At 67.4% G+C, this 22,872-nt stretch carries 22 protein-coding genes and 2 tRNA genes; 7 read left to right on the top strand and 17 right to left on the bottom strand.

Annotated features, from left to right (window positions below):
* Nucleotides 1-11: 11 nt before the first annotated feature.
* Nucleotides 12-1,013: an NAD-dependent epimerase/dehydratase family protein gene (locus tag KY501_RS12510; RefSeq protein WP_224363106.1), complete on the top strand. Its 1,002-nt coding sequence runs from the start codon at nucleotides 12-14 to the stop codon at nucleotides 1,011-1,013.
* A gap of 9 nt (nucleotides 1,014-1,022) precedes the next feature.
* Here KY501_RS12510 and KY501_RS12505 read toward each other — a convergent pair whose 3' ends face one another.
* Nucleotides 1,023-1,697, bottom strand: coding sequence for an MlaC/ttg2D family ABC transporter substrate-binding protein (locus KY501_RS12505; protein WP_224363105.1), 675 nt, complete (start codon nucleotides 1,695-1,697; stop codon nucleotides 1,023-1,025).
* 60 nt (nucleotides 1,698-1,757) lie between these two features.
* The gene (locus KY501_RS12500; protein WP_255636503.1) at nucleotides 1,758-3,299 is read right to left on the bottom strand and encodes a TolC family protein; all 1,542 of its coding nucleotides are present in this window, start codon (nucleotides 3,297-3,299) and stop codon (nucleotides 1,758-1,760) included.
* Between the two features lie 324 nt (nucleotides 3,300-3,623).
* On the opposite strand from KY501_RS12500, the gene KY501_RS12495 reads away from it, so the two are divergent.
* Both KY501_RS12495 and KY501_RS12490 read left to right on the top strand, forming a co-directional pair.
* Nucleotides 3,624-4,547 carry a class I fructose-bisphosphate aldolase gene (locus KY501_RS12495; protein WP_224363103.1) on the top strand — a complete coding sequence of 308 codons (924 nt, stop codon included), beginning with the start codon at nucleotides 3,624-3,626 and terminating at the stop codon, nucleotides 4,545-4,547.
* Between the two features lie 185 nt (nucleotides 4,548-4,732).
* Nucleotides 4,733-5,422, top strand: a complete 690-nt coding sequence (locus KY501_RS12490; protein WP_224363102.1) for a PadR family transcriptional regulator — start codon at nucleotides 4,733-4,735, stop codon at nucleotides 5,420-5,422.
* Nucleotides 5,423-5,489: 67 nt separating this feature from the next.
* On the opposite strand, the gene KY501_RS12485 is transcribed toward KY501_RS12490, so the two are convergent.
* The 5 genes from KY501_RS12485 to KY501_RS12465 all read right to left on the bottom strand — a co-directional run bounded on the left by KY501_RS12485 (nucleotide 5,490) and on the right by KY501_RS12465 (nucleotide 8,310).
* Nucleotides 5,490-5,562: transfer RNA gene (locus tag KY501_RS12485), tRNA-Ala, on the bottom strand.
* Between the two features lie 56 nt (nucleotides 5,563-5,618).
* On the bottom strand, nucleotides 5,619-5,987 hold the full coding sequence (locus tag KY501_RS12480) for a hypothetical protein (protein ID WP_224363395.1): 369 nt from the start codon (nucleotides 5,985-5,987) through the stop codon (nucleotides 5,619-5,621).
* Between the two features lie 86 nt (nucleotides 5,988-6,073).
* Nucleotides 6,074-7,444 (bottom strand): RsmB/NOP family class I SAM-dependent RNA methyltransferase, encoded by a 1,371-nt coding sequence (locus KY501_RS12475; RefSeq protein ID WP_224363101.1) that lies wholly within the window; start codon nucleotides 7,442-7,444, stop codon nucleotides 6,074-6,076.
* Between the two features lie 21 nt (nucleotides 7,445-7,465).
* The gene (locus KY501_RS12470) at nucleotides 7,466-8,134 is read right to left on the bottom strand and encodes a response regulator (protein WP_224363100.1); all 669 of its coding nucleotides are present in this window, start codon (nucleotides 8,132-8,134) and stop codon (nucleotides 7,466-7,468) included.
* Between the two features lie 90 nt (nucleotides 8,135-8,224).
* Nucleotides 8,225-8,310 (bottom strand) — tRNA-Leu (locus KY501_RS12465).
* A gap of 100 nt (nucleotides 8,311-8,410) precedes the next feature.
* On the opposite strand from KY501_RS12465, the gene KY501_RS12460 reads away from it, so the two are divergent.
* The 3 genes from KY501_RS12460 to KY501_RS12450 all read left to right on the top strand — a co-directional run bounded on the left by KY501_RS12460 (nucleotide 8,411) and on the right by KY501_RS12450 (nucleotide 12,296).
* The gene (locus KY501_RS12460) at nucleotides 8,411-9,154 is read left to right on the top strand and encodes a tetratricopeptide repeat protein (protein WP_224363099.1); all 744 of its coding nucleotides are present in this window, start codon (nucleotides 8,411-8,413) and stop codon (nucleotides 9,152-9,154) included.
* Nucleotides 9,155-9,557: 403 nt separating this feature from the next.
* Nucleotides 9,558-10,520, top strand: a complete 963-nt coding sequence (locus KY501_RS12455; protein WP_224363098.1) for a diguanylate cyclase — start codon at nucleotides 9,558-9,560, stop codon at nucleotides 10,518-10,520.
* 45 nt (nucleotides 10,521-10,565) lie between these two features.
* Complete coding sequence (locus KY501_RS12450; RefSeq protein WP_224363097.1) at nucleotides 10,566-12,296, top strand: response regulator; 1,731 nt, start codon at nucleotides 10,566-10,568, stop codon at nucleotides 12,294-12,296.
* A gap of 11 nt (nucleotides 12,297-12,307) precedes the next feature.
* On the opposite strand, the gene miaA is transcribed toward KY501_RS12450, so the two are convergent.
* From miaA to KY501_RS12435, 3 genes are all read right to left on the bottom strand, one after another.
* On the bottom strand, nucleotides 12,308-13,198 hold the full coding sequence (miaA, locus tag KY501_RS12445) for a tRNA (adenosine(37)-N6)-dimethylallyltransferase MiaA (RefSeq protein WP_224363096.1): 891 nt from the start codon (nucleotides 13,196-13,198) through the stop codon (nucleotides 12,308-12,310).
* A gap of 25 nt (nucleotides 13,199-13,223) precedes the next feature.
* The gene (locus KY501_RS12440; RefSeq protein WP_224363095.1) at nucleotides 13,224-13,814 is read right to left on the bottom strand and encodes a HupE/UreJ family protein; all 591 of its coding nucleotides are present in this window, start codon (nucleotides 13,812-13,814) and stop codon (nucleotides 13,224-13,226) included.
* Nucleotides 13,815-13,909: 95 nt separating this feature from the next.
* Nucleotides 13,910-15,250: an MFS transporter gene (locus KY501_RS12435; protein ID WP_224363094.1), complete on the bottom strand. Its 1,341-nt coding sequence runs from the start codon at nucleotides 15,248-15,250 to the stop codon at nucleotides 13,910-13,912.
* A 254-nt stretch (nucleotides 15,251-15,504) separates the two neighbouring features.
* Between KY501_RS12435 and KY501_RS12430 the strand changes: the two genes are divergently transcribed.
* Nucleotides 15,505-16,029, top strand: a complete 525-nt coding sequence (locus KY501_RS12430) for a hypothetical protein (RefSeq protein ID WP_224363093.1) — start codon at nucleotides 15,505-15,507, stop codon at nucleotides 16,027-16,029.
* A gap of 3 nt (nucleotides 16,030-16,032) precedes the next feature.
* Here KY501_RS12430 and hisS read toward each other — a convergent pair whose 3' ends face one another.
* The 7 genes from hisS to KY501_RS12395 all read right to left on the bottom strand — a co-directional run bounded on the left by hisS (nucleotide 16,033) and on the right by KY501_RS12395 (nucleotide 22,869).
* On the bottom strand, nucleotides 16,033-17,325 hold the full coding sequence (hisS, locus tag KY501_RS12425) for a histidine--tRNA ligase (RefSeq protein ID WP_255636498.1): 1,293 nt from the start codon (nucleotides 17,323-17,325) through the stop codon (nucleotides 16,033-16,035).
* A gap of 26 nt (nucleotides 17,326-17,351) precedes the next feature.
* The gene (gene asd / locus KY501_RS12420; protein WP_224363091.1) at nucleotides 17,352-18,194 is read right to left on the bottom strand and encodes an archaetidylserine decarboxylase; all 843 of its coding nucleotides are present in this window, start codon (nucleotides 18,192-18,194) and stop codon (nucleotides 17,352-17,354) included.
* A gap of 42 nt (nucleotides 18,195-18,236) precedes the next feature.
* Nucleotides 18,237-18,929 carry a hypothetical protein gene (locus KY501_RS12415; RefSeq protein ID WP_224363090.1) on the bottom strand — a complete coding sequence of 231 codons (693 nt, stop codon included), beginning with the start codon at nucleotides 18,927-18,929 and terminating at the stop codon, nucleotides 18,237-18,239.
* Between the two features lie 134 nt (nucleotides 18,930-19,063).
* Nucleotides 19,064-19,795, bottom strand: coding sequence for a metallophosphoesterase family protein (locus KY501_RS12410; protein ID WP_224363089.1), 732 nt, complete (start codon nucleotides 19,793-19,795; stop codon nucleotides 19,064-19,066).
* 36 nt (nucleotides 19,796-19,831) lie between these two features.
* Nucleotides 19,832-20,173, bottom strand: a complete 342-nt coding sequence (locus KY501_RS12405; RefSeq protein WP_224363088.1) for a TIGR02266 family protein — start codon at nucleotides 20,171-20,173, stop codon at nucleotides 19,832-19,834.
* Nucleotides 20,174-20,315: 142 nt separating this feature from the next.
* Complete coding sequence (locus KY501_RS12400; RefSeq protein ID WP_224363087.1) at nucleotides 20,316-21,239, bottom strand: PfkB family carbohydrate kinase; 924 nt, start codon at nucleotides 21,237-21,239, stop codon at nucleotides 20,316-20,318.
* Between the two features lie 106 nt (nucleotides 21,240-21,345).
* Entirely contained in the window at nucleotides 21,346-22,869 is a 1,524-nt protein-coding gene (locus tag KY501_RS12395) for an MlaD family protein (protein WP_224363086.1), read from the bottom strand.
* Nucleotides 22,870-22,872 lie beyond the last annotated feature (3 nt).

Below are 22,872 nucleotides of genomic sequence, written 5' to 3'. Positions count from 1 at the left end.
GGAGCTCCATCGTGCACATCCTTCTCACTGGAAGCACCGGGTTCATCGGCCAGCGGCTCGCGCGCCGCATCGTCGAGCGGGGTGACACCCTCACCGCGCTCGTGCGGAAGACGTCCAAGCGCGGTGTGCTGGATGAGCTCAAGGCGCGCTGCGCGGTGGGCGATCTACTCACCGGCGAGGGCCTCGTCGAGGCCGTGAAGGGCGTGGACTGCGTCATCCACCTGGCTGGCGTCACCAAGGCGCGCGGGCCCGAGGGCTACTTCCAAGGCAACGCCGAGGGCACCCGGCGGCTGGTGAAGGCCATGGCGGAGCTCCCCTCCCCGCCTCGGCTCGTGTACTGCTCGTCCCTGGCGGCCGCGGGGCCCTCGATTCCGGGGCGTCCCCGGCGCGAGGAGGAGCCCCCTGCTCCCGTCTCGCTGTACGGCCGCAGCAAGCTGGGCGGTGAGCAGGCCGTGCGCGAGTTCGCTGACAAGGTTCCGGCCGTGATCGTCCGTCCGCCCATCGTGTACGGGCCGGGGGATTCGGAGTTCCTGCCGTCCATGCTGCCCATGGCGCGGCTCGGAGTGATGCTCAAGAGCGGCTTCGGCCCCAAGCACTACTCCCTGATCCACGTGGATGATCTCTGCACCGCGCTGCTGGCGGCCACCACGCGAGGCCAGACGCTGCGCACGGACGACGCGACGGTCGGCGTGTACATGGTCTCGGACGGAGCCGAGCACCGCTGGGAGGACTTCTGCGTGGCGCTCACGCAGGCCATGGGCCGCGCGAAGCCCACGGTGGTGCCGGTGCCCGAGACGGTCAGCTACGTGGTGGGGCTGGGCTCGGAGATCGCCGCGCGCGTGCGGGGAACCATCCCCATCCTCAACCGGGACAAGGTCCGCGAGATGGCCTTCCCCGCGTGGACCTGCTCCTCGGAGCGAGCGGAGAAGGAGCTGGGCTTCACTCCTGCCATTCAACTCGCACAGGGACTGGTCAGCGCCCTGGGCCGCGAGTCTCGGGCCTCAGGGCACTGACGGTTACTGCTACTTCTTGCCGGCCGGCGCGCTCTGGCCTGCGGGAGCTTTCACATCGGCGGCGCCCGTGCTCGCAGCCGCTTCACCGTTGGCGCTCACATCCGAAGCCTTGGTGTTGGCGGCGTTCTTCTCCAGCTGCGCCCGCTTGGCCTTCAGGGTGGAGAGCAGGCCCTCGTAGCCCTTGGTGTCCCACAGCTTGCTGAACTGGCCGGCGTACGTCTCCACGAGGGAGACCTCGTCCGTGACAACGTCGAAGATGCGCCAGCTGCTGCCCTTGCCTGCCGTCTTGTAGAGCCGGTAGTCGACGGGAATCTGGTCCTTCTTCACGGTGATGGTGGTGTTGACGGTGGCCTCGTCGCCCTTGATGGTCTCCTTGCCGTACTTCACGTCGGCATTGGCCTGACCGATGGCCTTCTGGGCGTAGGAGGCGCGCAGTAGCCCCTTCATCGTCTCCGCGAATTCCTTCTGCTGGGCGGGCTTGAGCTCACCCCAGTGCTTCCCGAGCGCTCGCTTGGCGAGCTCCTCGAAGTCGACGAACTTCTCCACGACTGCGGCGAGCTGATCGACGGTGGCGCCAGGCGCGTTGGCGGCCTTCTGGACGTCCGCGTTACCCGCCTTGACGGTGTCGAGAGGTGTCGCGGGAGCAGCAGCGAGCAGCGTGGCGGCAATCAAAGGTGCGAGCATCGTTTTCGAATCTCCAAGTGTGGATGTCGGAAGAGACGACAGGAGGAGGCAGGCTGTTATTCACGGCCCCGCCGGGGGTGTGCCGGTGACGCGGTTCAGCGCCGCTATTCCCACACGGACATCGAACCATCCCTTCGACTTTTCGGTCGAAGCCTGGGCGAGCGCCTGGAAGGAATCCATCAGCTCTCGGGTGTCGCCCGTGCCCAGATCGAAAGCGGCGTAGGCGGCGGTGGCCCAGCGCCGGGCATTCTTCTCCGCATCGGAGTAGGCCTTGGCGCGAGCGAGCGCGGACAGCAGATCGCTGTGCACCTTCGTCACCTCCAGGTGGATGGCCGACTGGAGCAGCCGCTGCTGGGCCTTGAGCTTGTCCAGCTCCGCGCGAGCCTGAGCAAGCTGCGCGTTCTTCACGGGGATGTCGAAGGTGCCTCGCGCGGCGAGGCCGATGCCTACGCTCCGGTCGTTGTAGGGATCGTAGGCGAAGGGAGTCCTCTGCGGCGTCGCGTTGGTGGTGTACGCGTACCGGGCAAAGCCGATGATCCCGAGATCTGGATAGTAGGAACGCTCGCGGATGAGGACCTCCTGCTCGCGCGCGGCGATGCCCGCCTGGATGGCCGTCAGCTCTGGCCGGCGTTGATCCGCCACCGCGAGGGTCTTCTCCAACGTGGGAGGCGTGTAATCCTCCTCCAGCGGCAGGTCCACCGCGGCGATCTCCAGCGACTCGTCGGCCTGGGCTCCCGCCAGCAACCGGATCGCCGCCAGCGCGAGGACTCGGCCCTGCTCCGCCACACTGCGCTGGGCCGCCACCACCTGCCGGAAGAAGTTCACCTTGTACGTGTCCGACTTCGACACCTGCTCGGACTGCTCCTGGAGCATGTCGTTGATGCGCTTGCCGGCGTCATCCAGTTGCTTGCCCACGGACTCGATCTGCGCAAGCCCCGAGCGCGCGAGTTGATAGCTGTAGAATGCCTGTGCCGCCTGGAAGCCGGCCTCGTCGCGAGCCCGCTCCCGCAGCGCCGCGCCGATGATGGGCCCCTGATCCCCGGCCTTCGCCAGCGCCGAGAGCTTGCCGAAGGTGTAGATAGGCAGCAGGGCGTTGACCTCGGCACGGAACGTCACGCCCAACGTGCCGAAGTTCCAGTCTCCCTCCAGCGTCGCCTCCGTCGTCGGTGGCCCGCCGAGCCCATCGTTGTGAGCCTCGGGAGTGGGGCCGCCGAAGCCCACCACCGTCTCGAACTTGGGGAACCATGCCCAGTGGGCCTGCCGCTGGAGCGCCTGAAGCCGGTGCAACTCCGCCTCGGCCTCCTCCACCCGTGCGTCCGATCGCCGCGCCCGCTCCACCAACTGCGCGAGCGTGAGCGGAGTCTTCACTGGCGTGTGTGCTCCCTCCGTCACTTGCGCCTGTTGCTCCGCGGGGCGAACCGCGTCCTGGGCTGCCGCGTCCTGCGCCTGGGGCGTTGCTCCCTGTCCCCCCTGCGTTCCGGGCACTGGAACCGAGGCCCCCTGCCCTACCGGAACCGAAGTCCCCTGCCCCGCTGGAGCCGAAGTCCCTGGCCCCACTGGAGAGGGCGCGCCCTGCGCACCTCCAGGAATCCCCTGCGCCATCGCTGTGCTGGCCGCGAGCGCCAGCCCTACTCCCACGAGTCGTCCGAGCCCTGTCCGTTTCACCGATGATCCTCGTTCGCGGCCCTGCCTGCTCGCACGAACCGCGGCGGAGCAGCATCCATCTTCGTGAGGGCCTCGTCACCGCTTCTTTATGTTTCCTGGCAGCCCGCGGGGAGCATTCCGAACCCCAGGGGCCTGGGGCCGTGTGGGCGCTGACACTTTTTCGCCGGATCTCCTTGCGCTCTACGGGGCGAGAAGCACAATCCGCGCCCGTCCCCGACCGGGCCGGCCTCCGTGGCCGTGGCCCCGTGACCAAGGAGCCGTATGGCCTACACCGATCGCGTGAAGCAGATCCTCTCGTGGTACCCGTCCGACAGCCCGGGCACTCTCACCAACCTGGCCCGCCTGCTGAACACCGGCACGCTCGCCGGTACCGGCAAGCTCGTCATCCTCCCGGTGGACCAGGGCTTCGAGCACGGCCCCGCGCGCTCCTTCGGGCCCAACCCCGCAGGCTACGATCCCGACTATCACATCCAGCTCGCCATCGACTCGGGCTGCAACGCGTACGCGGCGCCGCTCGGCTTCCTCGAGGCCGTGGCCGGCAAGTACATGGGCGAGATTCCCCTCGTCCTCAAGGTGAACAACTCGGACACGCTGGCCAAGGTGGCCAACCCCATGTCCGCGGTGACGTCCTCCGTGAAGGACGCCGTTCGCCTGGGCTGCGCGGCCGTCGGCTACACCATCTATCCAGGCTCGGGCGCTCGCAACGAGCAGTACCAGGACCTGCGCGACATCATCGCCGAGGCCAAGTCCTACGGCCTGCCCACCATCCTCTGGGCCTATGCCCGCGGCAACATGTCCAAGGAGGGTGAGACGGCCATCGACGTGATCGCCTATGCGGCGCAGATCAGCGCTCAGCTCGGCGCGCACATCATCAAGGTGAAGCCGCCCCAGGACGTCATCGAGCAGCCCGAGGCCAAGAAGGCCTTCGAGAAGGCCGGCATCGCCACCAAGACGATGACCGACCGCATTCGCGAGGTGGTGCGCTCGGCGTTCAACGGCAAGCGCATCGTCATCTTCTCGGGCGGCGAGGCCAAGGAGACGCCTGCACTCCTCGAGGAGATCAAGCAGATCCACCAGGGTGGCGGCTTCGGCTCCATCATGGGCCGCAACGCCTTCCAGCGCCCGCGCGACGAGTCCATCAAGCTGCTCAAGGACGTGATGAACATCTTCGCCAGCAAGGCGTAGACCCGAACTCGAGCGTCCTCGCTCCCGAACGGCCGGTGCTCCTCTCCAGGGGCCCGGCCGTTTGCGTTGCGGGCGGGGAAGCCAGCCTCCTCCCCTGGGCTCGCTCTCCAGGCCCTATTGACTTCGTGCTATCTCGATATATCGTTTACCTATCGCGAGCTAACGATCCGCGAGAGGAGACACACATGCATCGAGGACCTTTCTGGAATTTCTTTGGTCGTCCTGGCGCTGGCCCCTTCGAGGGCCCCGGGATCGACGAGCGCGCCATCCACGAGCGGATGGCGATGGGCGGCCGTCGTGGACACGGTGGACGAGGGGGGCCGGGTGGGCCCTTCGGCTTCGGCCCTCCGTTCGGGCGAGGCGGCTTCCCGTGGGATCGCTTCCGTCCGGGTCCTCGGGCCCGGCGCGGAGACGTGCGCGCGGGGATCCTCGCGCTGCTCGCGGAGCAGCCTCGCAACGGCTACCAGATCATGCAGGAGCTCGAGCAGCGCAGCCAGGGCCTGTGGCGTCCCAGCCCAGGCTCGGTCTACCCCGCCCTGCAGCAGTTGGAGGATGAAGGGCTGGTGAAGGTCCAGGAGTCGGGCGGCGGCCGCGTGTTCATGCTCACCGACAAGGGCCAGACCTACGTGAAGGAGCACCGCGAGGAAGTCGCCGCCCCCTGGGAGCAGATGAACCAGGCCGGAGCCGAAGGCTTCCTCGACATCATGAACCTCATGCGGAGCATCGGCTCGGCCGCGATGCAGGTCCAATCCGGAGGCAATGCCGCGCAGGCCGCCGAGGCACGCAAGGTGCTCGTCGAGGCACGCCGCGCGCTCTACCGGATCCTCGCGGAGGATGAGGGCGGGCCGGAAGGCGAATCCGAAGACGAGGGCTGAGCCCGCTCGTGGGAGTGCGCCAAAAAGCCGAAGCCCCCCGAGGATTTCTCCTCGGAGGGCTTCTTTGTGGAGCTAACCGGGATCGAACCGGTGACCTCTTGAATGCCATTCAAGCGCTCTCCCAGCTGAGCTATAGCCCCAAAATTCTGTCCCGCCGCCGCTCTGGGGAGCGGCCAACGTCGAAAGCGGCGCCCTTCTACTTCCTTTTCGGTTTGGGTGCTAGTGGAGTTTGCACCTTCCCGTCGTTTTTTCCCTTCAACCGCGCCGCCACCGCCTCTCCTTCCTGGAGGATGTCGGTGATCTCGGCCGCGTGAGCTGCTGCTCGCTGCTCGGCCACCTCCACCGACTTCACTACCGGAGCGAGCGAGGAAGGCAGCTCCAGCTTGCCCTTCTGCACCATCCGCCACACCGCCTCGCCCAACTCGCGCAGCGCCTTGTCCTTCTCCATCTGCAGCGAGTTGCCCCGCGAGTTCAACCGGGCCAACTCCTCCGTCCGCGTCACCTGCTCGCGAAGCTGCGCCAGCTGCGACTGGGCAGTCTGGAACGCCTGCTGAATCTGCTTCATCACGTCCGGCTGCTTCGCATCTGCCAAGGCGGGCTACCCCCGGAAGAACTGACAGGAGTGTCCGTAGCGTGTGCCGTTGGGCACTGTCAACCCTGGAGCTTGCGCAGTCGTGCAGCGAAGAAGCCCCCGCCCGGAACGCGTGGGGGAATCGGCCGCAGGTACGGGCCGTCGCAGAGCACCGAGGCTCGCTCCGCTCCCAGTACGGGGGCCACAGGCTCCAACACGAAGCCCGGCTGCTTCTCCAGGAAGCGCTCCACCACGGTGTCGTTCTCCTCGGGGAGCAGCGAGCAGGTCGCGTAGACGATGAGCGCCCCGGGCCGGGCCTCGCGGCCGACTTCCTCCAGGAGTTCGAGCTGGGTGGACTGGAAGTCCGTGATCGCCTTCGGGTTGAGCTTCCACTTCTGATCCGGCTCCCGGCCCAGCGAGCCCGTTCCACTGCACGGGGCATCCACCAGCAGCACGTCCACCCCGCCCAGCGGCAACGGGTGGGGAAAGGACACGTTGCGGACCGAGAGGTCCCTCACCCGCTCGCGGGCCTGTGCCAGTCGTCGCCGGGAGCGATCGCCCGCCAGCACCCGGCCCGAGGATCCCACCATGTCCGCCAGCGCCAGCGTCTTGCCGCCAGCCCCGGCGCAGACATCCGCGACCGTGAGGCCCTCCAGCGAACCCTCGGGGGGACGGCACACCTCGGCGATCAGCTGGCTGCCCACGTCCTGCACCTGCAGGCGGCCCGTCTTCATGACCTTGGTCTCGAAGACGCGGTGGCTCGAGTCCGCGATCCGCAGGGCATCCGGGGCCAGGTCCACCGGCTCGGCGGCCACACCCTCCTCGATCAGTTGCGCCAGCACCTCCGCCCGCGTCCCCGAGGGACGGACCCGGAAGTGCAGCGCGGGTTCCTCATCGAGCGCGGCGAGCAATCCCTCCAGGACCGGCTCCGAGTGCAGCGTCGCCAGCCGCTCCACCAGCCAGGTCGGGAACGAGTAGCGGATGGCGAAGCGCTCGGTGGCCGTCTCTGGCTGCGGAGGCTCCGGCAGGGGCTCCTCCACCACCCGAGCGAGCAGATCATCCTTGATAGTCCGCGGCCTCACCGGCCCTGGCAACTTCACCTCGGGGCCAATCCGGCTCCAGCCCTCTCCACAGAAGATCCGCCGCCAGAGCGCATACCTCACGAGCGCCTGATCCTCAGTCAGCCCCAACTTGCCCGGAGGATGGCCGAGCGTCCGAGCCGCCAGATCCAGCAGGCGCTGATGCCGCGACAACTCTCGCACCGCCAGCGCCGTGAAGCGCCGCTCCTGGCCTCCCAGGCCTCCCGCCTCCCGTAGCGCCGTGGCCAGCGAGGCCTTCAAGGGCTCTCCGCGCAGCACGGCGATATGCGCCTCGATGGCAGCCGTGGCCGCCCGCCGTGACGGGCGCCCCAGACTCGCGGGATCTAAAGGAGTGGGCCAGAGCGAACTCACGAGCGGATGTCCCCGAACTCCTCAGCCCTTCATCGCCAGCGACACCGCCAGGCAGCCCTGCGCGGCCTTCACCGTGGGGAGATCTCCCGAGGACAGGAAGAGATAGAGCGGAGCCTCCCGCCGCTCGCCCTCTACCTCTAGAGATCCTTCCACCACCCAGACCCCCGCACGACCCCGGTGGTGCGACCAGGAGTAGCTCGCTCCCGGCTGGAGGCGGATCCAGGTCAACCCCTGATTGGAACCGCCACCTGGAACTCGGAGGATCTGCACTCCCGCGGCCTCCTCCACCCAGCCCGACTCGGGCGGACGCTCCTTCGACAGCCGCTCCACGTCTCCGCACAGCCCCAGGAAGCGCTCGACGAGCGCCATCATGTCCTCGAGCTGAAAAGGCTTGGCCAGCAGCGCATCCGGCTCGATTGGCTGCAACGCCCGCTGGAGATCCTCCGGCGTCGCCGCGCTGACAATGGCCGCCGGGAGCAGCTTCCTCCGCGCCGCCTCCAGGATGCTCCGACCCCCCTGCCCCTTGCCCGCAAGGCGGAGGTCCGTCAGCACCAGCGCGAAACGCTCCTGCTGGAGGGCCTTCAGCGCCGCATCCACCGAGTCGACCGGCCGAACCTCCGCCAGCTCCATGAGCACATCGCTCATGCCCTCGCGCAGGCTCGCGTCGTCCTCGGCCACCAGCACCTTCATCCGGCTCCTCCCCGTGGGACGGGCCGTGGAGGCTCCGTCCTCGGGCGCGCCCTCGTGGGCCGCGCGACGCGCACTGACTGACTACCGGAGTGGCCCTCCCCGGACTCGAACCGGGACGCGGGGTCAGCCGCAGCGGATTTTGAGTCCGCCTCGTCTACCAATTTCGACAGAGGGCCCTGCTTGGCTCCAGAAAACCCGGCAGACGTATAGCGCGCCTGACGCTCCTATGCACCCGGAGATTGCGGCCTCGCCCCCAAATGGCTAGAGGGACCGCGCATGTACAACCTTCTCATCTCACTGGGCGTCGGGATCGCCATCGTCCTGGCCACCAAGCTGGCGGGCTTCCCCATCTGGGCCGGCATCATCCCCGGCCTGCTCGCCTTCGTCGGCACCTTCATCCTCCTGGCTCGCCGGGTGGCCAACCGGATCCAACTGCTCATGGACTCCGTCCAGAAGGAGTTCGCCACCCAGGCGACCAATCAGAAGGATGCCCAGCAGAAGGTCGAGCGCGCCGTGAAGACGCTCGAGCAGGGGCTGGTCTACGACAAGTGGCAGATCATGGTCGGCCCCGAGATCCACGCCCAGATCGGCATGCTCAAGTACATGGTGAAGGACCTGGATGGAGCCCAGGCCCACTTCGCCCAGAGCGGCCCCCGCAACTACATGGCCAAGGCCATGGAGGGCGCCCTTCACTACCAGCGAAAGAACTACACGGGGATGGAGGCCTCCTTCGAGGCCGCCGTGAAGACGGGCAAGAAGGATGCGGTCATCTGGGCCGCCTATGCCTGGTGCCTCGTGCAGATCAAGGAGCGGGACAAGGCGCTGCGCGTGCTGGCGCGCGCCGTGGAGATCAACCCCACCGACGAGAAGCTCAAGGCCAGCCTCACCCAGCTGCAGAACGACAAGCGGCTGAAGATGAAGCCGTACGAGCCCACCTGGTGGCAGTTCGGGCTCGAGGCGCCTCCGATGATCCCTCAGGGGGGCGGCGGCCGCCGCGTGCAGTTCATTAATCGACGTTAGGGCAGCACGTTCCGCCCCCATCCGTTCTCCGGCGTACGGGAATTCCTACCGCATCGCGAGTTCCCACGCTGGAAGGTCTTCCGGGCGAGTACAACGTGAGTTGTAGCAGTCACCGCAACCGCCCGAAATAACTCCGGCCGCCGGGTTTGCCCCAGGGCACACGGCTTGCTCCTCCGTCCTCCATGCGCCTCCCTGCCAGGAAGGGGCGCTGAAAAAGAGACGGAACGGACTTGGCAGCCGGAGGTCTCGGGTGAAGGTTGCGGCTGACAGCGAGTGCTCGCAGTACCGGGCGGCGGAGCAGGAAGCGCGAGGGGCGCAAGGGCGTCAGGAGCACTTCATGGGGCGTGGCGCTCGAGATCTTCGGCCTGCCATTCCAGGGCAGGCGTGCGCAGCGGAGCGTTGCATGGAACGGCGCGGCCGTGGCAGTGAGCGGGCCCTCATCCTCATCATCGAGGACGATGCGGGTGTTCGAGACAGTCTCTCGGATTTGTTGGTGTCGAAGTTCGAAGTGCTGGCCGCGGCCGATGCCGAGGCCGGCGTGGAGCTGGCTCGAGAGCATGGGCCAGACCTGATCCTCCTGGATCGCTTCCTTCCCAGCGGTGACGGATTGTCCGTGCTGGAGACACTCCAGGGGGATGTGCGCACGGATGCCGTGCCCGTCATCTTCCTCACCGGCGACACGGACGAGGCCACCCTGGAACGGTGCCTTGAGATGGGCGCGGTGGACTTCATCCACAAGCCAGCCAGCGCTCGCGAATTGCTGGCGCGCATCGACCGTGCGCTGCGTCAGAGCGAGCACCAGCACCGGCTCCGCGTCCTGGCCCAGACGGATGCGCTCACCGGCCTGGCTAACTTCCGCGCGCTCACCCTGCGCATGGAAGAAGAGTTCCGCCGCGCCAACCGCTACCAGTATCCGTTGTCCGTGGTGGTGATCGATCTGGACCACCTCAAGGCCATCAATGACGGGATGGGCCACGACGTGGGCAACCGGGCAATCCTGGCGCTCGCCTCGCACCTCAAGAGCAACCTGCGCGAGTCCGACTTCGCGGCCCGCTTTGGCGGGGATGAGTTCGTCGCCCTGCTGCCGCACCAGACGGCCATCGAGGCGGCTGCCTTCGCCGAGCGCATCCGCGCCGGACTGCGCAATGTCACCGTGCAGCGCAGTGACGGGCGGCCGGCGCCCTTCGGGTTGAGCGTGAGCGTGGGCATCGCGGACCATTCGCAGACCACGCCTCGAGAGAATACGGATGCGCTGCTGAAGGCGGCGGATGCGGCGCTCTATGTGGCCAAGCGCGAGGGCCGCGATCGGGTGGTGGTGTACGGAGCCTCCATGGGGGCTCCTCCTCCGGCGGTGGCGCGGCACTGAAGCGGTGTGGCGAGCAGACGAATCAAAGGGCGAGCGAGGGTGCGGATGAGTGGAAGCAGGTTGGTGAGCGGCTCGAGGGTGGCGGTGATCGGTGGCGGGATTGCCGGCGCGGGACTGGCCGCCTCCCTGCTCTTCAACGGCCGCGCTCGCGGGGTTGCACTGGATGTGCGCGTGTACTCTCACGGCGAGCCGGAGAGCGTTCAGCCTCCGGTAGTGCTGACACCCGAGTGCCGCTCTCGCCTGGCCGCGCTGGGATGCCGGGTGCCCATGGAGTGGCGCTCGCTCGAACTTCGCGGCGTGGAGATCCTGGCTCAGGGGCGCCGTGAGTTGCTGCCCACTCCTCCGGGTGGCCTGTGGGTGGTGGATGGCTGGCCGCAGGGACTGGGCGGACTGGCGATCGTTCGCGAGGCGATGGTCACCGCCGCCACCGCTCAGGGCGCCCGATTCGTTCACCGCCATGTCGATCGCGTGGAGCGCCAGCCTCCGGCTCCGGATGCTCCGGCTCCGGTGCGGGACAGTGGCCCACTGGTGGTCCGGGCCCAGGGGGGCGGCGAGCGCTTCCACGCGGCGGCTCTGGCCACGGGGGCAGGTAGCTCGCTCGGGGATTCGTTCTTCCCGGGGTTCCGCGCAGCCCCCACGGTGGCCGCGGTGCAGGCCCGGTTGCGGCAGGGAACTTCGCGGCTGACGCTCTCCCCGCTGGCCCGGCTCTGGATCGCTCCCCTGCCGACGGTGGATGGACTGTTCCTGCTGCCTACCTTGCACTCGGTGTACGCGCTCGCCTTCGGGCCTGCGGTGACTCCGGCCGATCTGTGCCAGGTGCTGATGATGGCGGCGCGGGATGGGCTCCTGGAGGAAGGTATCGAGGTAACGGCGCTGGAGACGACCCGGCTGCCCTTCGGGCCCGGCCGCTCGCTGGTGGCTCCGGGTCAGGTCGTCGTGGGGCCCGCGGCGCTCGGGCATCCGCTGCAGATCGGTTTGTCGGAGACGCTGGCCACCTGCAGCCGCGCCGCGGTGGGGCTGCTGGATGGAGGCTTGGAACTCGCCGGTCTGGAGCGCCGGTACGTCCGGGAGGGACTCGCCGAGCTGATGGAGGACGCGGCGGCGGGGGCTCGATCCATCGCGTGGCTGAGGCGCGCGGGCCGCAGGGCCCCCGAGGCGTTCCTGGCGGCGCGGAAGCGCGGATCGGTGGGTGGAGTCTACAGCGGTGGAGTCCTCGGGCTCGCGGCCCCGACTCCGCTGGCGCTGCTGGCCTCCGCGCGCTGGGCAGGCCTGCGCGAGGTGATGGGCTCATGGCTCAGGACGGCGGTCGAGCCGGTCCCCGCAACCATTCCCCGGCTGGAGCCAGACCTCTATTACGTCGTGGATGACGATGACGAAGCTCGCGAGGCCATGACGCAGTTGCTGGAGTCCACGGGCGCGACGGTGGTCTCGTTCGCGGACGAGTTGGCGCTGTTCTGCGCGGTGGCGCGACGCCCGCCCACGGCCATCTTGCTGGACGTGGTGCTCCACTGGGTGGACGGGCTGCGGCTGTGCGAGGGCCTCAAGCAACATCCGCTCACCCGGCACACCCGGGTCGTGGTGATGAGCGGTCTGAACCGGCCGCACGTGCGGCAGCGAGCCCTCGAGGCCGGTGCCGAGGCCTTCCTGCCCAAGCCCGTGGAGCCGGCTCGGCTGCTCCGGCTGTTGATGGGGCACGAGTTCACGGCCTCGGCTTCCCCGCCCGCTCGGGTCCAGGAGAGCACCCTCGACGAGGAGTCTGGCCGCTACGCTTCCTGACGCGAGGCGCCTCAGAGATTGCGAAGGGCGTCGTAGGGCGGAGGTACGTGCACGGCACCTGCCTCCTTGCGGAACCACGTGAGCTGGCGCTTGGCGTAGCGGCGCGTCTCTTGCGCCGTGTCCTGGATGGCCTGTTCCTGCGTCATCCGCCCTTCGACCACCGCTCTCGCCTGCACGTACCCCACGCTCCTCATGGGCGCGGCATCCGCGTACCCGCGCGCCAGTAGCTCCCGTGTCTCTTCCACCAGGCCTCGTGCGAACATGGCTTCCGTGCGGGCGTTGATCGTCTCGTAGAGATGCTCGCGCGGTGGCTCCAGGACGAACATCCGGAACGCATACCGGTCCGGCGCGAAGCCGTGCTCCCGGCGCCACTGTGAGGCGGGGATGCCCGTCTGCGCATGGATCTCCAGCGCACGAATCGTGCGGACCAGATCCTGCGTCGGCAGCCTGGCCGCTGTCTCGGGGTCTACTTCCGCGAGCTTGCGGTGCACGGCTTCCCGGCCCTCGGCGGCCGCCAGTGCCTCTAGAGAGGCCCGGAGCGCGGGATCGGCCCCAGGCGCCTCCACGACTCCGTGCAGCAGGATTCGCAGGTAGAGGCCCGTACCTCCCACGAGGAACACCGGCTTCTCCCGAGACGCGATGTCCGCGATCGCTGCATCCGCCCGGCGCTGGTACTCCGCTGCCGAGAAGGCCTCGCTCGGATCCACTACCGAGATGAGGTGATGGGGTACAGCGGCCATCTCCTCCAGCGACGGCTTGGCCGTGCCGATGTCGAAGAACCGGTACACCTGCTGCGAGTCCGCGTTCACGATCTCGCCTCCGGCTCGGCGAGCGAGCTCCACGGCGAGCCCCGTCTTGCCCGAGGCGGTCGGTCCCGCGATGACGGTCAGCAGCGGCTTCACGAGTCGCGCGACCTTATCAGCCCTCTCAGATGCTGCCGATGACCCAGACGCCGCCCAGCACAATGGAGAGCGCCGAGGCCGCCTTCGGCACGTACGTCCCAAAGGCCGCTGGCACCTTGCGCGCCCGAGAGCACGCCGCGATCACCGAGGTAAGCGCCGCCATGGCCAGGGTGCTGCCCACCGCGAAGCCGCTGAGGTAGAGCGCACGGTAGGCGGTGCTCCCGGAGACAACCGCGGGCAGGAGCAGCAACAGCGCCGCCGCCCCCGTCACCCCGTGGACGAGCCCCACGGCCAACACGCTCTTGACGGCCACCTGGGGAGATTCGGCCATCGCGCGGCTCCTCACACCCCAGGCCCCCATCACCAGCAGCGCGAGCCCCGCGATGCGCTCGGCCCAGCGATCGATTCCCTCCAGGTGCACCATGGACAGCGTCAGCATGAGCACGGCGGCCGCCGCGAGGGTGCCGAAGCCGTGCCCAAGCCCCCAGAGCAGGCCCACACGCCAGGCGCCTTGACGTCGGCCCACGGAGAGCGGCGCCAGGCTGAGCAGATGATCCGGACCTGAGAGCGCGTGGAGAGCCCCCGAACCCAGCGCGGCCAGCAAAGCGATCCCCATACCCAAGCCTCCTTCCAGCAAGTCACTGGCAAGGATGGCCTCTCGGGCTGATAGTTGCGCAATATCTTCTCTATTCTACTAATAGCCTGAGGCTATCAATTCTCCGCTGCCCCCGTGCGGTTGGCCTCCGACTGCATCCCCGACGCCACCTCGGGCAGGATCCCGAGCCGCACGTAGATGGGACGCACATGCTCGCGCAGGGCCGGCAGCTTCCACCGAAGCAGCGCCGCGCCCACGAGGCAGGCGCCTCCACCGATGGCGATCGTCACGGGAGCGCCGACGTGGGTGGCCAGCACTCCCGCCAGCAGGCTGCCGAACGGCGCCGTGCCCATGAAGGCCATGGAGTAGAAGCTCATCAGCCGCCCGCGCATCCGCTCCTCGACGATGGTCTGTAGCACTGTGTTGCTCGCGGCCGTCGTCACCATCATCCCGAATCCGCAGACCACCATGGTCACGAGCGACAGCGCCACGTTGCGCGACGCTGAGAAGGCCACGAGCCCCACTCCGAACAGCGAGGCCATCGCGACGATCACCCCACCAAAGCCGCGCACCGTCCGGCGAGAGGCCAGGAACAGGGCGCCACAGAGCGCCCCCATCCCCGAGGCGGCCATCAGGAAGCCCAGTGTGTTCGGGCCGCCGTGCAGGATCTCCGAAGCCATCACCGGCATGAGCACCGTGAAGGGCATGCCCATCAGGCTCACCAGCGCGAGCATCCCGAGCAGCGCCCGAATGGGCGGGAAGCTGAAGGCGTAGTGGAAGCCCTCCTTCAGTTCGGTGAGTACATGCTGGCGCTTCTGCTCGCGCTGGCGCAGGGCAACTCGCATGGCCAGCAGCGAGACAATCACCGCCAGATAGCTGAAGCCATCGATGAGGAAGCAGCCCCCCTCCCCCACGAACGCGATGAGCGCTCCGGCTACGGAGGGACCCAGCAACCGCGCTCCGTTGAACATGGTGGAGTTGAGTGCAATCGCGTTGGGCAGATCCGCCCGATCATCCACCATCTCCACTACGAAGGCCTGCCGCGCGGGCATATCGAAGGCGTTGATGAGCCCCTGCACCACGTTGAGCAACGCTATCTGCCAGACGGTGATGACGCCGGTCAGTGCCAGCACCGCCAGCGCGAAGGACTGGAGCATCGCCAGCACCTGGGTGACGACCAGCAGCCGGTGTCGGTTCCAACGGTCCACCAGCACTCCCGCGACGGGAGCGAGGACGAAGGTGGGGATCTGCCCGCAGAACCCGATGACTCCCAGCAACATCGCCGAGCCCGACAGCCGGTACACCAGCCAGCTCGTCGCCACGCGCGTGAGCCACGTCCCGATCAGCGAAACGCTCTGTCCAGCGAAGAAGAGCCGGTAGTTGCGGTGCCCCAACGCTCGGAGCAGGAACCTCCAGCCTCCGCGTGTCTGTTGCTGCTCGGAGCCCTGAGCCGCCACCGTGCCTGCTCCTTCCCTCTCCGCACGAACAGGCACGGTCCCCTGTGAGCCAGCCTGCGCGGTACACCCCCTGGTAACCTAGTTCCCCCGGCACAGGGGAGCCCACTGCCGCTCGCTGTCCAGTCGAGCACTGACGCGAGGCACTCCACCTGGCAGTGTTCATCATGACGCAACCATGGCGCAATGAACGCGCAGCCATGGCTCAGAACGGGAACGGCATCCTCTAGGTTGACGCTTCGAAAGGATACCCCTCCATGTCGAAACCGCTTGGTCGTCTCGTGTCGATCGTTCTCGGTATCTGCGCCGTGTCTGCCCTCGGAGCGTGTTCAAGCGTCAAGGCTTCGACTCAACCCACAGACTCCATCACGGTGCGAGAGGTGAACATCGTCGACGAGCACGGTCAGGCTCGCCTCCGCATTGGTGCGCCGCTGCCAGATCCCAAGGGCCTCAAGCGCGCAGTGACGGCCTATGGCATCCAGTTCATGGACGCGTCCGGAAACGAGGTGGGTGGGCTGGGCATGCTCGAGCCCGTCGGTATCAACGGGCTGTGCTTCGACAGCACCGAGGGCTACGAGGCGATGTGCATCGGCCTCATCAAGGGACAGCCCAACATCACCTTCCGCCAGGACTGGAAGGAGCGCATCGTCATCGGCGTGGAGAAGGGTGTGGCGAGCATCATCATCAACGATGCCCAGGAAAAGCCACAGCTCCGGCTCGAGGTCGACAAGGACGGCAAGACTCGAGTCGTCGGAGTGAATGCCGAACAGGCGAACAAGTAGCCATCAGCCCTGAGCCGCAGTGGCCTGGGGCGCAGGAGCCTGGGGCGCGGAACGCACGGCCTGAGTCACCTCGGTCAGTGACACCGCAATCGGATCACCGCCCGCCATCGGCTTGAGCTGTGCCTTGCCGCTCTCCCGCTCCGCCTGTCCCAGCACCAACGTGAAGCGCGCCTTCGTCTTGTCCGCCCGCTTCATCTGGCTCTTCAGGCTGCCGCCGCGCGTGTCGAACTCCACCCGCAGCCCTTCCTTCCGCAGCTTGCTGGCCAACGTGAACGCCGCATCCGCGGAGCCCTCGTCCGCCACCGCCACGAACAGGTCCGGAGGATCACTGAACTTCTGCCCGCTCTCCTTCAGCAGCAGCGTCAGCCGATCCATCCCCAGCGCGAAGCCCACCGCCGGCACATCCGGCCCGCCCAACGCCTTCAGCAGCTTGTCGTACCGCCCGCCTCCGCCCACCGTGCTCGCCGTTCCCAACGCCGGGTGCGCCGCGATGAACTCGAACGTCGTCCGCGTGTAGTAGTCCAACCCGCGCACGATCTGCGGATTCACCACGTACCGGATCCCCAGCGCGTCCAGCTTCCGCTTCACCTCGTCGAAGTGCGCCTTACACGGCTCGCACAGTTCCTGGAGGATGTTCGGCGCCGCCTGCACCACCGCCTGGCACTTCGGGTTCTTGCAGTCCAACACCCGCAGAGGGTTCGTCTCGAGCCGCCGCTGGCAGTCCTCGCACAACTCCTCGCGGTGCGACTTCAGGTAGCCCACCAGCTTCTGCTGATACGCAGGCCGGCACGCGTCATCCCCGAGCGAGTTCAGGTTCAGCGAGATGTCCTTCAGCCCGATCCGCTCCAGCAGCTGCACCACCATGTCCATCAACTCGACGTCCTGCGCGGCCTCCTTCGAGCCCAGCGCCTCCGCCCCGATCTGATAGAACTGCCGGTAGCGGCCCGTCTTCATCCGCTCGTACCGGAACATCGGCCCCACGTAGTACCAACGCGTCAACGGCTCCTGGTTCGATACCGAGTGCTCGATGTACGCCCGCACCGCCGGAGCCGTCCCCTCCGGACGCAGGGACAGGCTACGGCCGCCCTTGTCCTCGAAGGTGTACATCTCCTTGCCGACGATGTCCGTCTCCTCGCCCACGCTGCGCACGAAGAGCCCCGTGTCCTCCAGCACCGGCGTGCGGACCTCGCCATAACCGAACCGCGAGAACACCTCGCGCGTCGCACGCTCCACGAACTGCCACGTCTCGATCGGCGCCATGTCCGAGCTCAGCTCGCCCGGCAGCAGATCGTTCATCCCCTTCACACCGCTGATCTTCTGGCTCACACGATCTCCCCGATACGCCGCCCCATCCGAACCACCGTCTCCGGCTGCAGGCTGTCGTCCCACTTCACCCGCTTGGGCTCGAACAGCAGGATCACCGTGGATCCCATCTCGAACCGCCCCAGCTCCCCGGCCTTGTCCACCGGCAGGTGCGTCTCGTACTGGTGCACCTTCCCCGGCTTGCCCGTATGGGTCAGCACGTCGTCATACGACGCCTTGATCCGCGACACGCACGTGGCGCCCACCTTCACCACCGCGCACTTGCCCGCCACCGTGTCCAGGTACGTCACCAGCCGCTCGTTAACGCAAAACAGCGACTGCTTGTTCTTCACCGACGCCGGGTTCACCGGCCAGAACTCGCCCGGGATGTACGCGTAGCCCGTGATCGTCCCCGCCAGCGGCGCGTGGATGCGGTGATAGTCCCGAGGCGACAGGTACAGCGTCGTCCACGCTCCCCCGTGGAACGGCGCCGCCGCTGCCTTGTCTCCCAGCAACTCGTCCACGGTGTACTCGATGCCCTTGGCCTGCAGGCACCGCCCGTTGTCCGAGTACCCCACCTGCGACACCCGCCCGTCCACCGGCGAAACCACCACCTTCTCCCCCGCGTCCACCGGACGCAGCCCCGGCTTCAGCCCTCGGGTGAAGAACTCCGCGAAGGTGGAGTAGCGCTCGAACGAGTGCTCGGCCTCCTGCATGTCCACCTGGTACGCCTTGGCGAACGCCTTCATCGCCATGCGGTGCACCGGCGCCGGAGCGGGCAGCCGCGTGGCCACCCCCACCGCCGACGACAGGGCGGACTTGGGAAGGATCTGCATCAACTTCATGAAGGTCTGTTCGTTCATCGCGAGCGAAGATCTCGAAGGTGGGAGGCGGAGGCGGCCGGCTTACTTCGTCGGACCGGGGCTCTTCTCCGTATTGGGGTTCCCGGTCGACGTTCCCCCGTCCTGCAGCTTGTACGTCGTGACAATGGCGCTCTTGGGTAACATCGCCAGGACCTTCCCGTCTTCAACCAGCACCACCTGTCCCACAAAGGCCGGGTACTGCTGGCTGCAACGTGCCCTGCTGGACATCTCCCAGGCGTCCCGCAGGCCCTTGCCCTGAATGTCGATGGGCTTGCCCGCCTGGAAGCAGCCCAGGTAGCCCGCCGTGAGCTCGGACGCTGGCGACCCCGCCACCGGGCCTAGATCCGGTGTCCCCGCGTCCTTCGGCTCCGCGGGAGGCGGCGTGGGCTCGGGCTCGGCCTCAGGCTCGGGCGATGAGGGCACCGAGTCCACCTGGTGCGCCGACTCGATGGCCTCCTGCTGCTCCTCCTGGGCCGCCTCCATCTTCGCCCGCCCGGCCTTGATGCGCTGCTGCAGCTCCTTGGCCGATGGCGCGTCCATGCTGTCCGCGGGCACCTGCTCGAGCAGCGCGTCGATCGCATCCATCTCTGGATCGAGGAACGCTTGATCCAGCTTCTGCGCGTAGATCTTGCTGAAGCGTTGGTGGGCCTGCTCGTACTCGGGCGACGGCGGGCCAGAGTCCTTCTTGCACCCGGCCGGTGCCAGCGCGATCAGGACGGTGGAGACAAGGCCCACGAGGGGCCGACTCAGGGTCGTCAGGCTGTGGATCCGCACAGTTGGCGGTTTATGCCACGTTTCCGGCCGCCTCGCCGCATTTCGGCGGGCCACAGAGCACCGGACGAGCGCCGGGCGAGCGCCGAGCCCCGGGCTCAGACGCCCAGGAACAGCCGCTTGCCGAAGTTCAGCGCCAGATCCGCATCGAAGATCTTCTGCGCCGCCGTCTCGATGTCGTACTCCACGCGCGTGTACTCCACCGTGCGCGCGTCCGTGTCGCAGATCACGAAGCAGGCCCGGTTGTCGTAGTCCCGCGGCTGCCCCACGCTGCCCACCGAGATGATGTACTTGTAGCCCCGCCGGATGCCGAACTTCTGGGCCACCACGTCGTTCACCTCGCCGTTGCCGATGGCGAACGCCTTGCACAGGTGGCTGTGCCCGATGAACGTGACTTCCGGAAGCTCCGCCACGAACGGCGTCAGCTCCCGGGCCTGCTCCAGCGCGAAGATGTACTCGTAAGCCTTGGGCTCGATGGGCGAGCCGTGGCAGAAGCCCACCTCGCCAATCCGGTACGTGTACGGCAGGCTCCTCAGCCACCCCAGGTTCTCTTCCCGGAGCACGCTGGCCGACCAGTCCAGCGCATGCCGGGCCGCGTCGTAGTAGTACGAGTAGTCCATGCGCCCGGCCACCGCGGCGTCATGGTTGCCCAGCAGCGTCACCTCCGTCACCGAGCGCACCAGATCACAACACTCGTTGGGGGAAGCTCCGTAGCCCACGATGTCTCCCAGCGAGACGATCCGGTCCACCTTGTGCCGGTCCGCTGCTCGGAGCACCTCCGTGAGGGCCTCGATGTTGGAGTGGATGTCGGAGATGACCGCGATCCGCATGCGTGGTGTGCCTCGCCCCGTCGACCTCCGGGCCGCTCAAGCCCCGGGCCAGCGCGCTCGTTCGTACGAGATGATCTGCCTCAGCCGCTCCAGGCTCGCAGCATCGAGCGACTCGAACTTCAGCCCCATACCCGAGGGCCACTGCTTGTCATTGTGGCGCGTCCACACCACCTTGACCAATGTCTGCACCTGCCGATCGTCCTCTTCCCCCACGCCCAGGCGGACCGTCGCCTGCACGCCCTGCCGCAGCGGAGTGCTGGTGCGAACGAAGAGACCGCCCTCGCTCAGGTTGCCCACTCGCGAGTACAGGGTGACGTTGTCCCCCTCGCACCAGCAGCGCATGCGGGACGGCACTCGCCCGAACTTCCGGTTCTCCATCGACCCGACTTCCTCCACGGACACGCTCACGGACCTCGCCCCCATCTTCTTCCAAGAGCCTGGAAAATGACAGTGGGGTCGCACCCTACGGATCGGACCCACACCCGTCAAGTCCGGGAGGACGGTTTTTTCAGCCTTCTCCTCAGCTCTCCAGGGGGCCGAGATCGTCGAAGTGGGTCAACCGCTTGAATTCACTGAAGCGGCGGTGGATCTCCTGGCGGGTGAGATCGCGCAGGCGGTCCAGGCTGAAGCGCTCCACGGTGAAGGAGGCCATCACGCTGCCCATGACCATGGCGCGGCGGAGGATGTCCGGCTCGAAGCGATCGGCGGTGGCCAGGGTGCCCATGAAGCCGCCGGCGAAGGTGTCGCCGGCGCCGGTGGGATCGAACACGTCCTCGAGCGGGAAGGCCGGGCAGGCGAAGATGTGCTCGCGCTCGAAGAGCAGCGCGCCGTACTCGCCGCGCTTCACGACGACGCGGCTGGGGCCCATGGAGAGCACGGCGCGGGCGGCCTTGACGATGTTGTGCTCGCCGGAGAGCTGGCGGATCTCCGCGTCGTTGACGAAGAGCAGATCCACGCGCTTGAGCGTCTTGAGCAGCGCGTCGCGGGTGCCCTGGATCCAGAAGTTCATCGTGTCGGCGGCCACCAGCCGAGGCGCCTTCACCTGATCGAGCACCTGGGACTGGAGCTCGGGGTGGATGTTGCCCAGGAAGACGTAGGGGGCGTTGCGGTAGGACTCGGGCAGTTGGGGCGAGAAGCTCTGGAAGACGTTGAGCTGGGTGTCCAGCGTCTGCGCCTCGTTGAGCTGGAAGCCGTACTTGCCCTTCCAGCGGAAGGTGCGGCCCTTCTCACGGGTGAGGCCGTCCAGGTGGACACCGCGCGCGCGGAGGAACTGGACGTGGGCCTCGGGGAAGTCCTCGCCCACGACGGCCACCAGTTGCACCGGGTTGAAGAAGGAGGCCGAGGTGGAGAAGAAGGTGGCCGAGCCACCGAGCACGTCCTCCTTCTTGCCAAAGGGGGTTTCCACCGAATCCAGCGCGACCGAGCCGACGACGAGCAGAGACATGATGCTTCCTGGGTAATGCTGGGTGAAGACTTCCAGCACGGCGCGCAGGCAGCATCCGTGCCGCGACGGGGTACGACGTTCCGGCCCTCAGGTCAAGACGCCACCGCTACGGAGCGGGCACGGAGGGGAGCAAAGCCTTCAGGTCATCGTCGGTGAAGAAGAGGCCGCCGCCGAAGAAGAAGTCTCGGCCGGCGATCAGGCGCTGGGTGGCCGTGTCGCGTTGCTGGGCATTGAGGATGTCGTCCATGCCGGCGGTGACGAAGAGGTGATCGAAGGCCTGGGCACGCAGCGTGGCGCGCAGCCGCGGGTAGCGCAGCTCCTCCGCCGAGAAGTTGAACGCGTCCATCTTCAGCGTCAGCGCGTCATCCAGGAAGTGCAGGTCCGCGCCCACGCCACCGGTGGACTCGATCAGGCCGAAGCGCAGCGTGGTGAAGTAGTAGCGCTTGGCGAACTGGGCACTGATCTTGAAGGTCTCCTTGATGATCTTCTGCGTCTGCACCACCGGCTGGCCGGAGGCGGGCGGGTTGTTCTGCACCACCTGCACCTCCACCAGGCCGCGCGGATCGTCGATGATCTCGAGCAGGTAGTACTTGTCCGGCTTGGGGATGAGCCGCAACGAGAGGCTGTTCTTCGAGCGGCCCTGGGCCACCAGGTAGGTGGCCTGCAACCCCACCTCCGTCTGCAAGCCGGTGAGCCGGGTGGCGTAGTCCGACACGTCGCTCACCGCATCCGTGAGCTTCTGGCCGAGCTGCCGGTCCGTCAGCAGCGTTCCCACCACGCCATCCCCGTTGCGCACACCCTCGGTGATCTTCTCCAGGTTGCCCAGGGTGCGGTCCAGCTTCTGGATCGTGTCCTTGAGGCTGGACACGCCCTCCTTGAGATCGCCCTGGTTGGAGCCCACCACCGTCTTCACGGTGTTGAGCACCTCGCGCACGTCCTTGGTGATGCCCTCGATGTTGTCGATGATGCGGGTGACTTCGGCCTCGTTCTCGCGCGTCACGCCGCGCACATCCTCGGAGACGCCCTGGAAGTTGGTGAGGATGGCGTTGAGCTTCTCGCCGCTGGAGCGCACCGTGTCGTCCACGGACTCGGACAGGTGGATGAGGTTCTCGACGATGCGCTGCAGCGAGCCGGCGCCCTTCTCTCCGCCGAGCACGTCTCGCAGCGCCCCCGTCACCTGCTGGATGTCCGCGGTGATCTGGGTGAGAGACTGGAAGATGGCCTCCATGCCCTGGCTGTCGATCACCCGCTTGATCTGCCCGTTGTCCTGCATGGCCGGGGCCTGCTCGGTGCCGGGGTTGAGATCGAGCAGGAAGTCGCCCAGCAGGGACTCGGAGCGCTTGGTGAGCACCGCGTCCTCGTGCAGCTCCACGTCCCGGCGGATCTTCAACCACACCTTGGCGCGCGTGCCCTCCAGGGTGATGGAGCTGATCTCTCCCACGGGGATACCGGCGATCTGCACCCGGCTCTTGGCGCTCAGGCCCGAGGCATCCCGGAAGTAGGCCCACACGGCGGTGGAGTCCTTGTCGCTCAGGCCTCCCTTCCTCGCGAACATGTAGAACGCAAAAAAGAAGGCACCCGCTGCGATGACCAGCAGTCCTACACGGAACGGCGTGACGAGCTTCTTCACCTG

The sequence above is a fragment of the Hyalangium versicolor genome (assembly GCF_020103695.1).
GTDB lineage: Bacteria > Myxococcota > Myxococcia > Myxococcales > Myxococcaceae > Hyalangium > Hyalangium versicolor.
Note: the sequence above shows the minus strand (reverse complement) of the source record. Positions and strands in the feature narration are given on the sequence as shown.

What these genes read in the sequence shown, in the direction of transcription:
- KY501_RS12410 (WP_224363089.1), bottom strand. Translation starts at nt 19,795, where the DNA reads ATGCGGATCGCGGTCATCTCCGACATCCACTCCAACATCGAGGCCCTC.
- KY501_RS12470 (WP_224363100.1), bottom strand. Translation starts at nt 8,134, where the DNA reads ATGAAGGTGCTGGTGGCCGAGGACGACGCGAGCCTGCGCGAGGGCATG.
- KY501_RS12405 (WP_224363088.1), bottom strand. Translation starts at nt 20,173, where the DNA reads ATGGAGAACCGGAAGTTCGGGCGAGTGCCGTCCCGCATGCGCTGCTGG.
- KY501_RS12460 (WP_224363099.1), top strand. Translation starts at nt 8,411, where the DNA reads ATGTACAACCTTCTCATCTCACTGGGCGTCGGGATCGCCATCGTCCTG.
- KY501_RS12490 (WP_224363102.1), top strand. Translation starts at nt 4,733, where the DNA reads ATGCATCGAGGACCTTTCTGGAATTTCTTTGGTCGTCCTGGCGCTGGC.
- KY501_RS12500 (WP_255636503.1), bottom strand. Translation starts at nt 3,299, where the DNA reads ATGGCGCAGGGGATTCCTGGAGGTGCGCAGGGCGCGCCCTCTCCAGTG.
- KY501_RS12480 (WP_224363395.1), bottom strand. Translation starts at nt 5,987, where the DNA reads ATGAAGCAGATTCAGCAGGCGTTCCAGACTGCCCAGTCGCAGCTGGCG.
- KY501_RS12455 (WP_224363098.1), top strand. Translation starts at nt 9,558, where the DNA reads ATGGAACGGCGCGGCCGTGGCAGTGAGCGGGCCCTCATCCTCATCATC.
- KY501_RS12450 (WP_224363097.1), top strand. Translation starts at nt 10,566, where the DNA reads ATGAGTGGAAGCAGGTTGGTGAGCGGCTCGAGGGTGGCGGTGATCGGT.
- KY501_RS12495 (WP_224363103.1), top strand. Translation starts at nt 3,624, where the DNA reads ATGGCCTACACCGATCGCGTGAAGCAGATCCTCTCGTGGTACCCGTCC.
- KY501_RS12430 (WP_224363093.1), top strand. Translation starts at nt 15,505, where the DNA reads ATGTCGAAACCGCTTGGTCGTCTCGTGTCGATCGTTCTCGGTATCTGC.
- KY501_RS12440 (WP_224363095.1), bottom strand. Translation starts at nt 13,814, where the DNA reads ATGGGGATCGCTTTGCTGGCCGCGCTGGGTTCGGGGGCTCTCCACGCG.
- asd (WP_224363091.1), bottom strand. Translation starts at nt 18,194, where the DNA reads ATGAACGAACAGACCTTCATGAAGTTGATGCAGATCCTTCCCAAGTCC.
- KY501_RS12505 (WP_224363105.1), bottom strand. Translation starts at nt 1,697, where the DNA reads ATGCTCGCACCTTTGATTGCCGCCACGCTGCTCGCTGCTGCTCCCGCG.
- KY501_RS12400 (WP_224363087.1), bottom strand. Translation starts at nt 21,239, where the DNA reads ATGTCTCTGCTCGTCGTCGGCTCGGTCGCGCTGGATTCGGTGGAAACC.
- hisS (WP_255636498.1), bottom strand. Translation starts at nt 17,325, where the DNA reads ATGAACGATCTGCTGCCGGGCGAGCTGAGCTCGGACATGGCGCCGATC.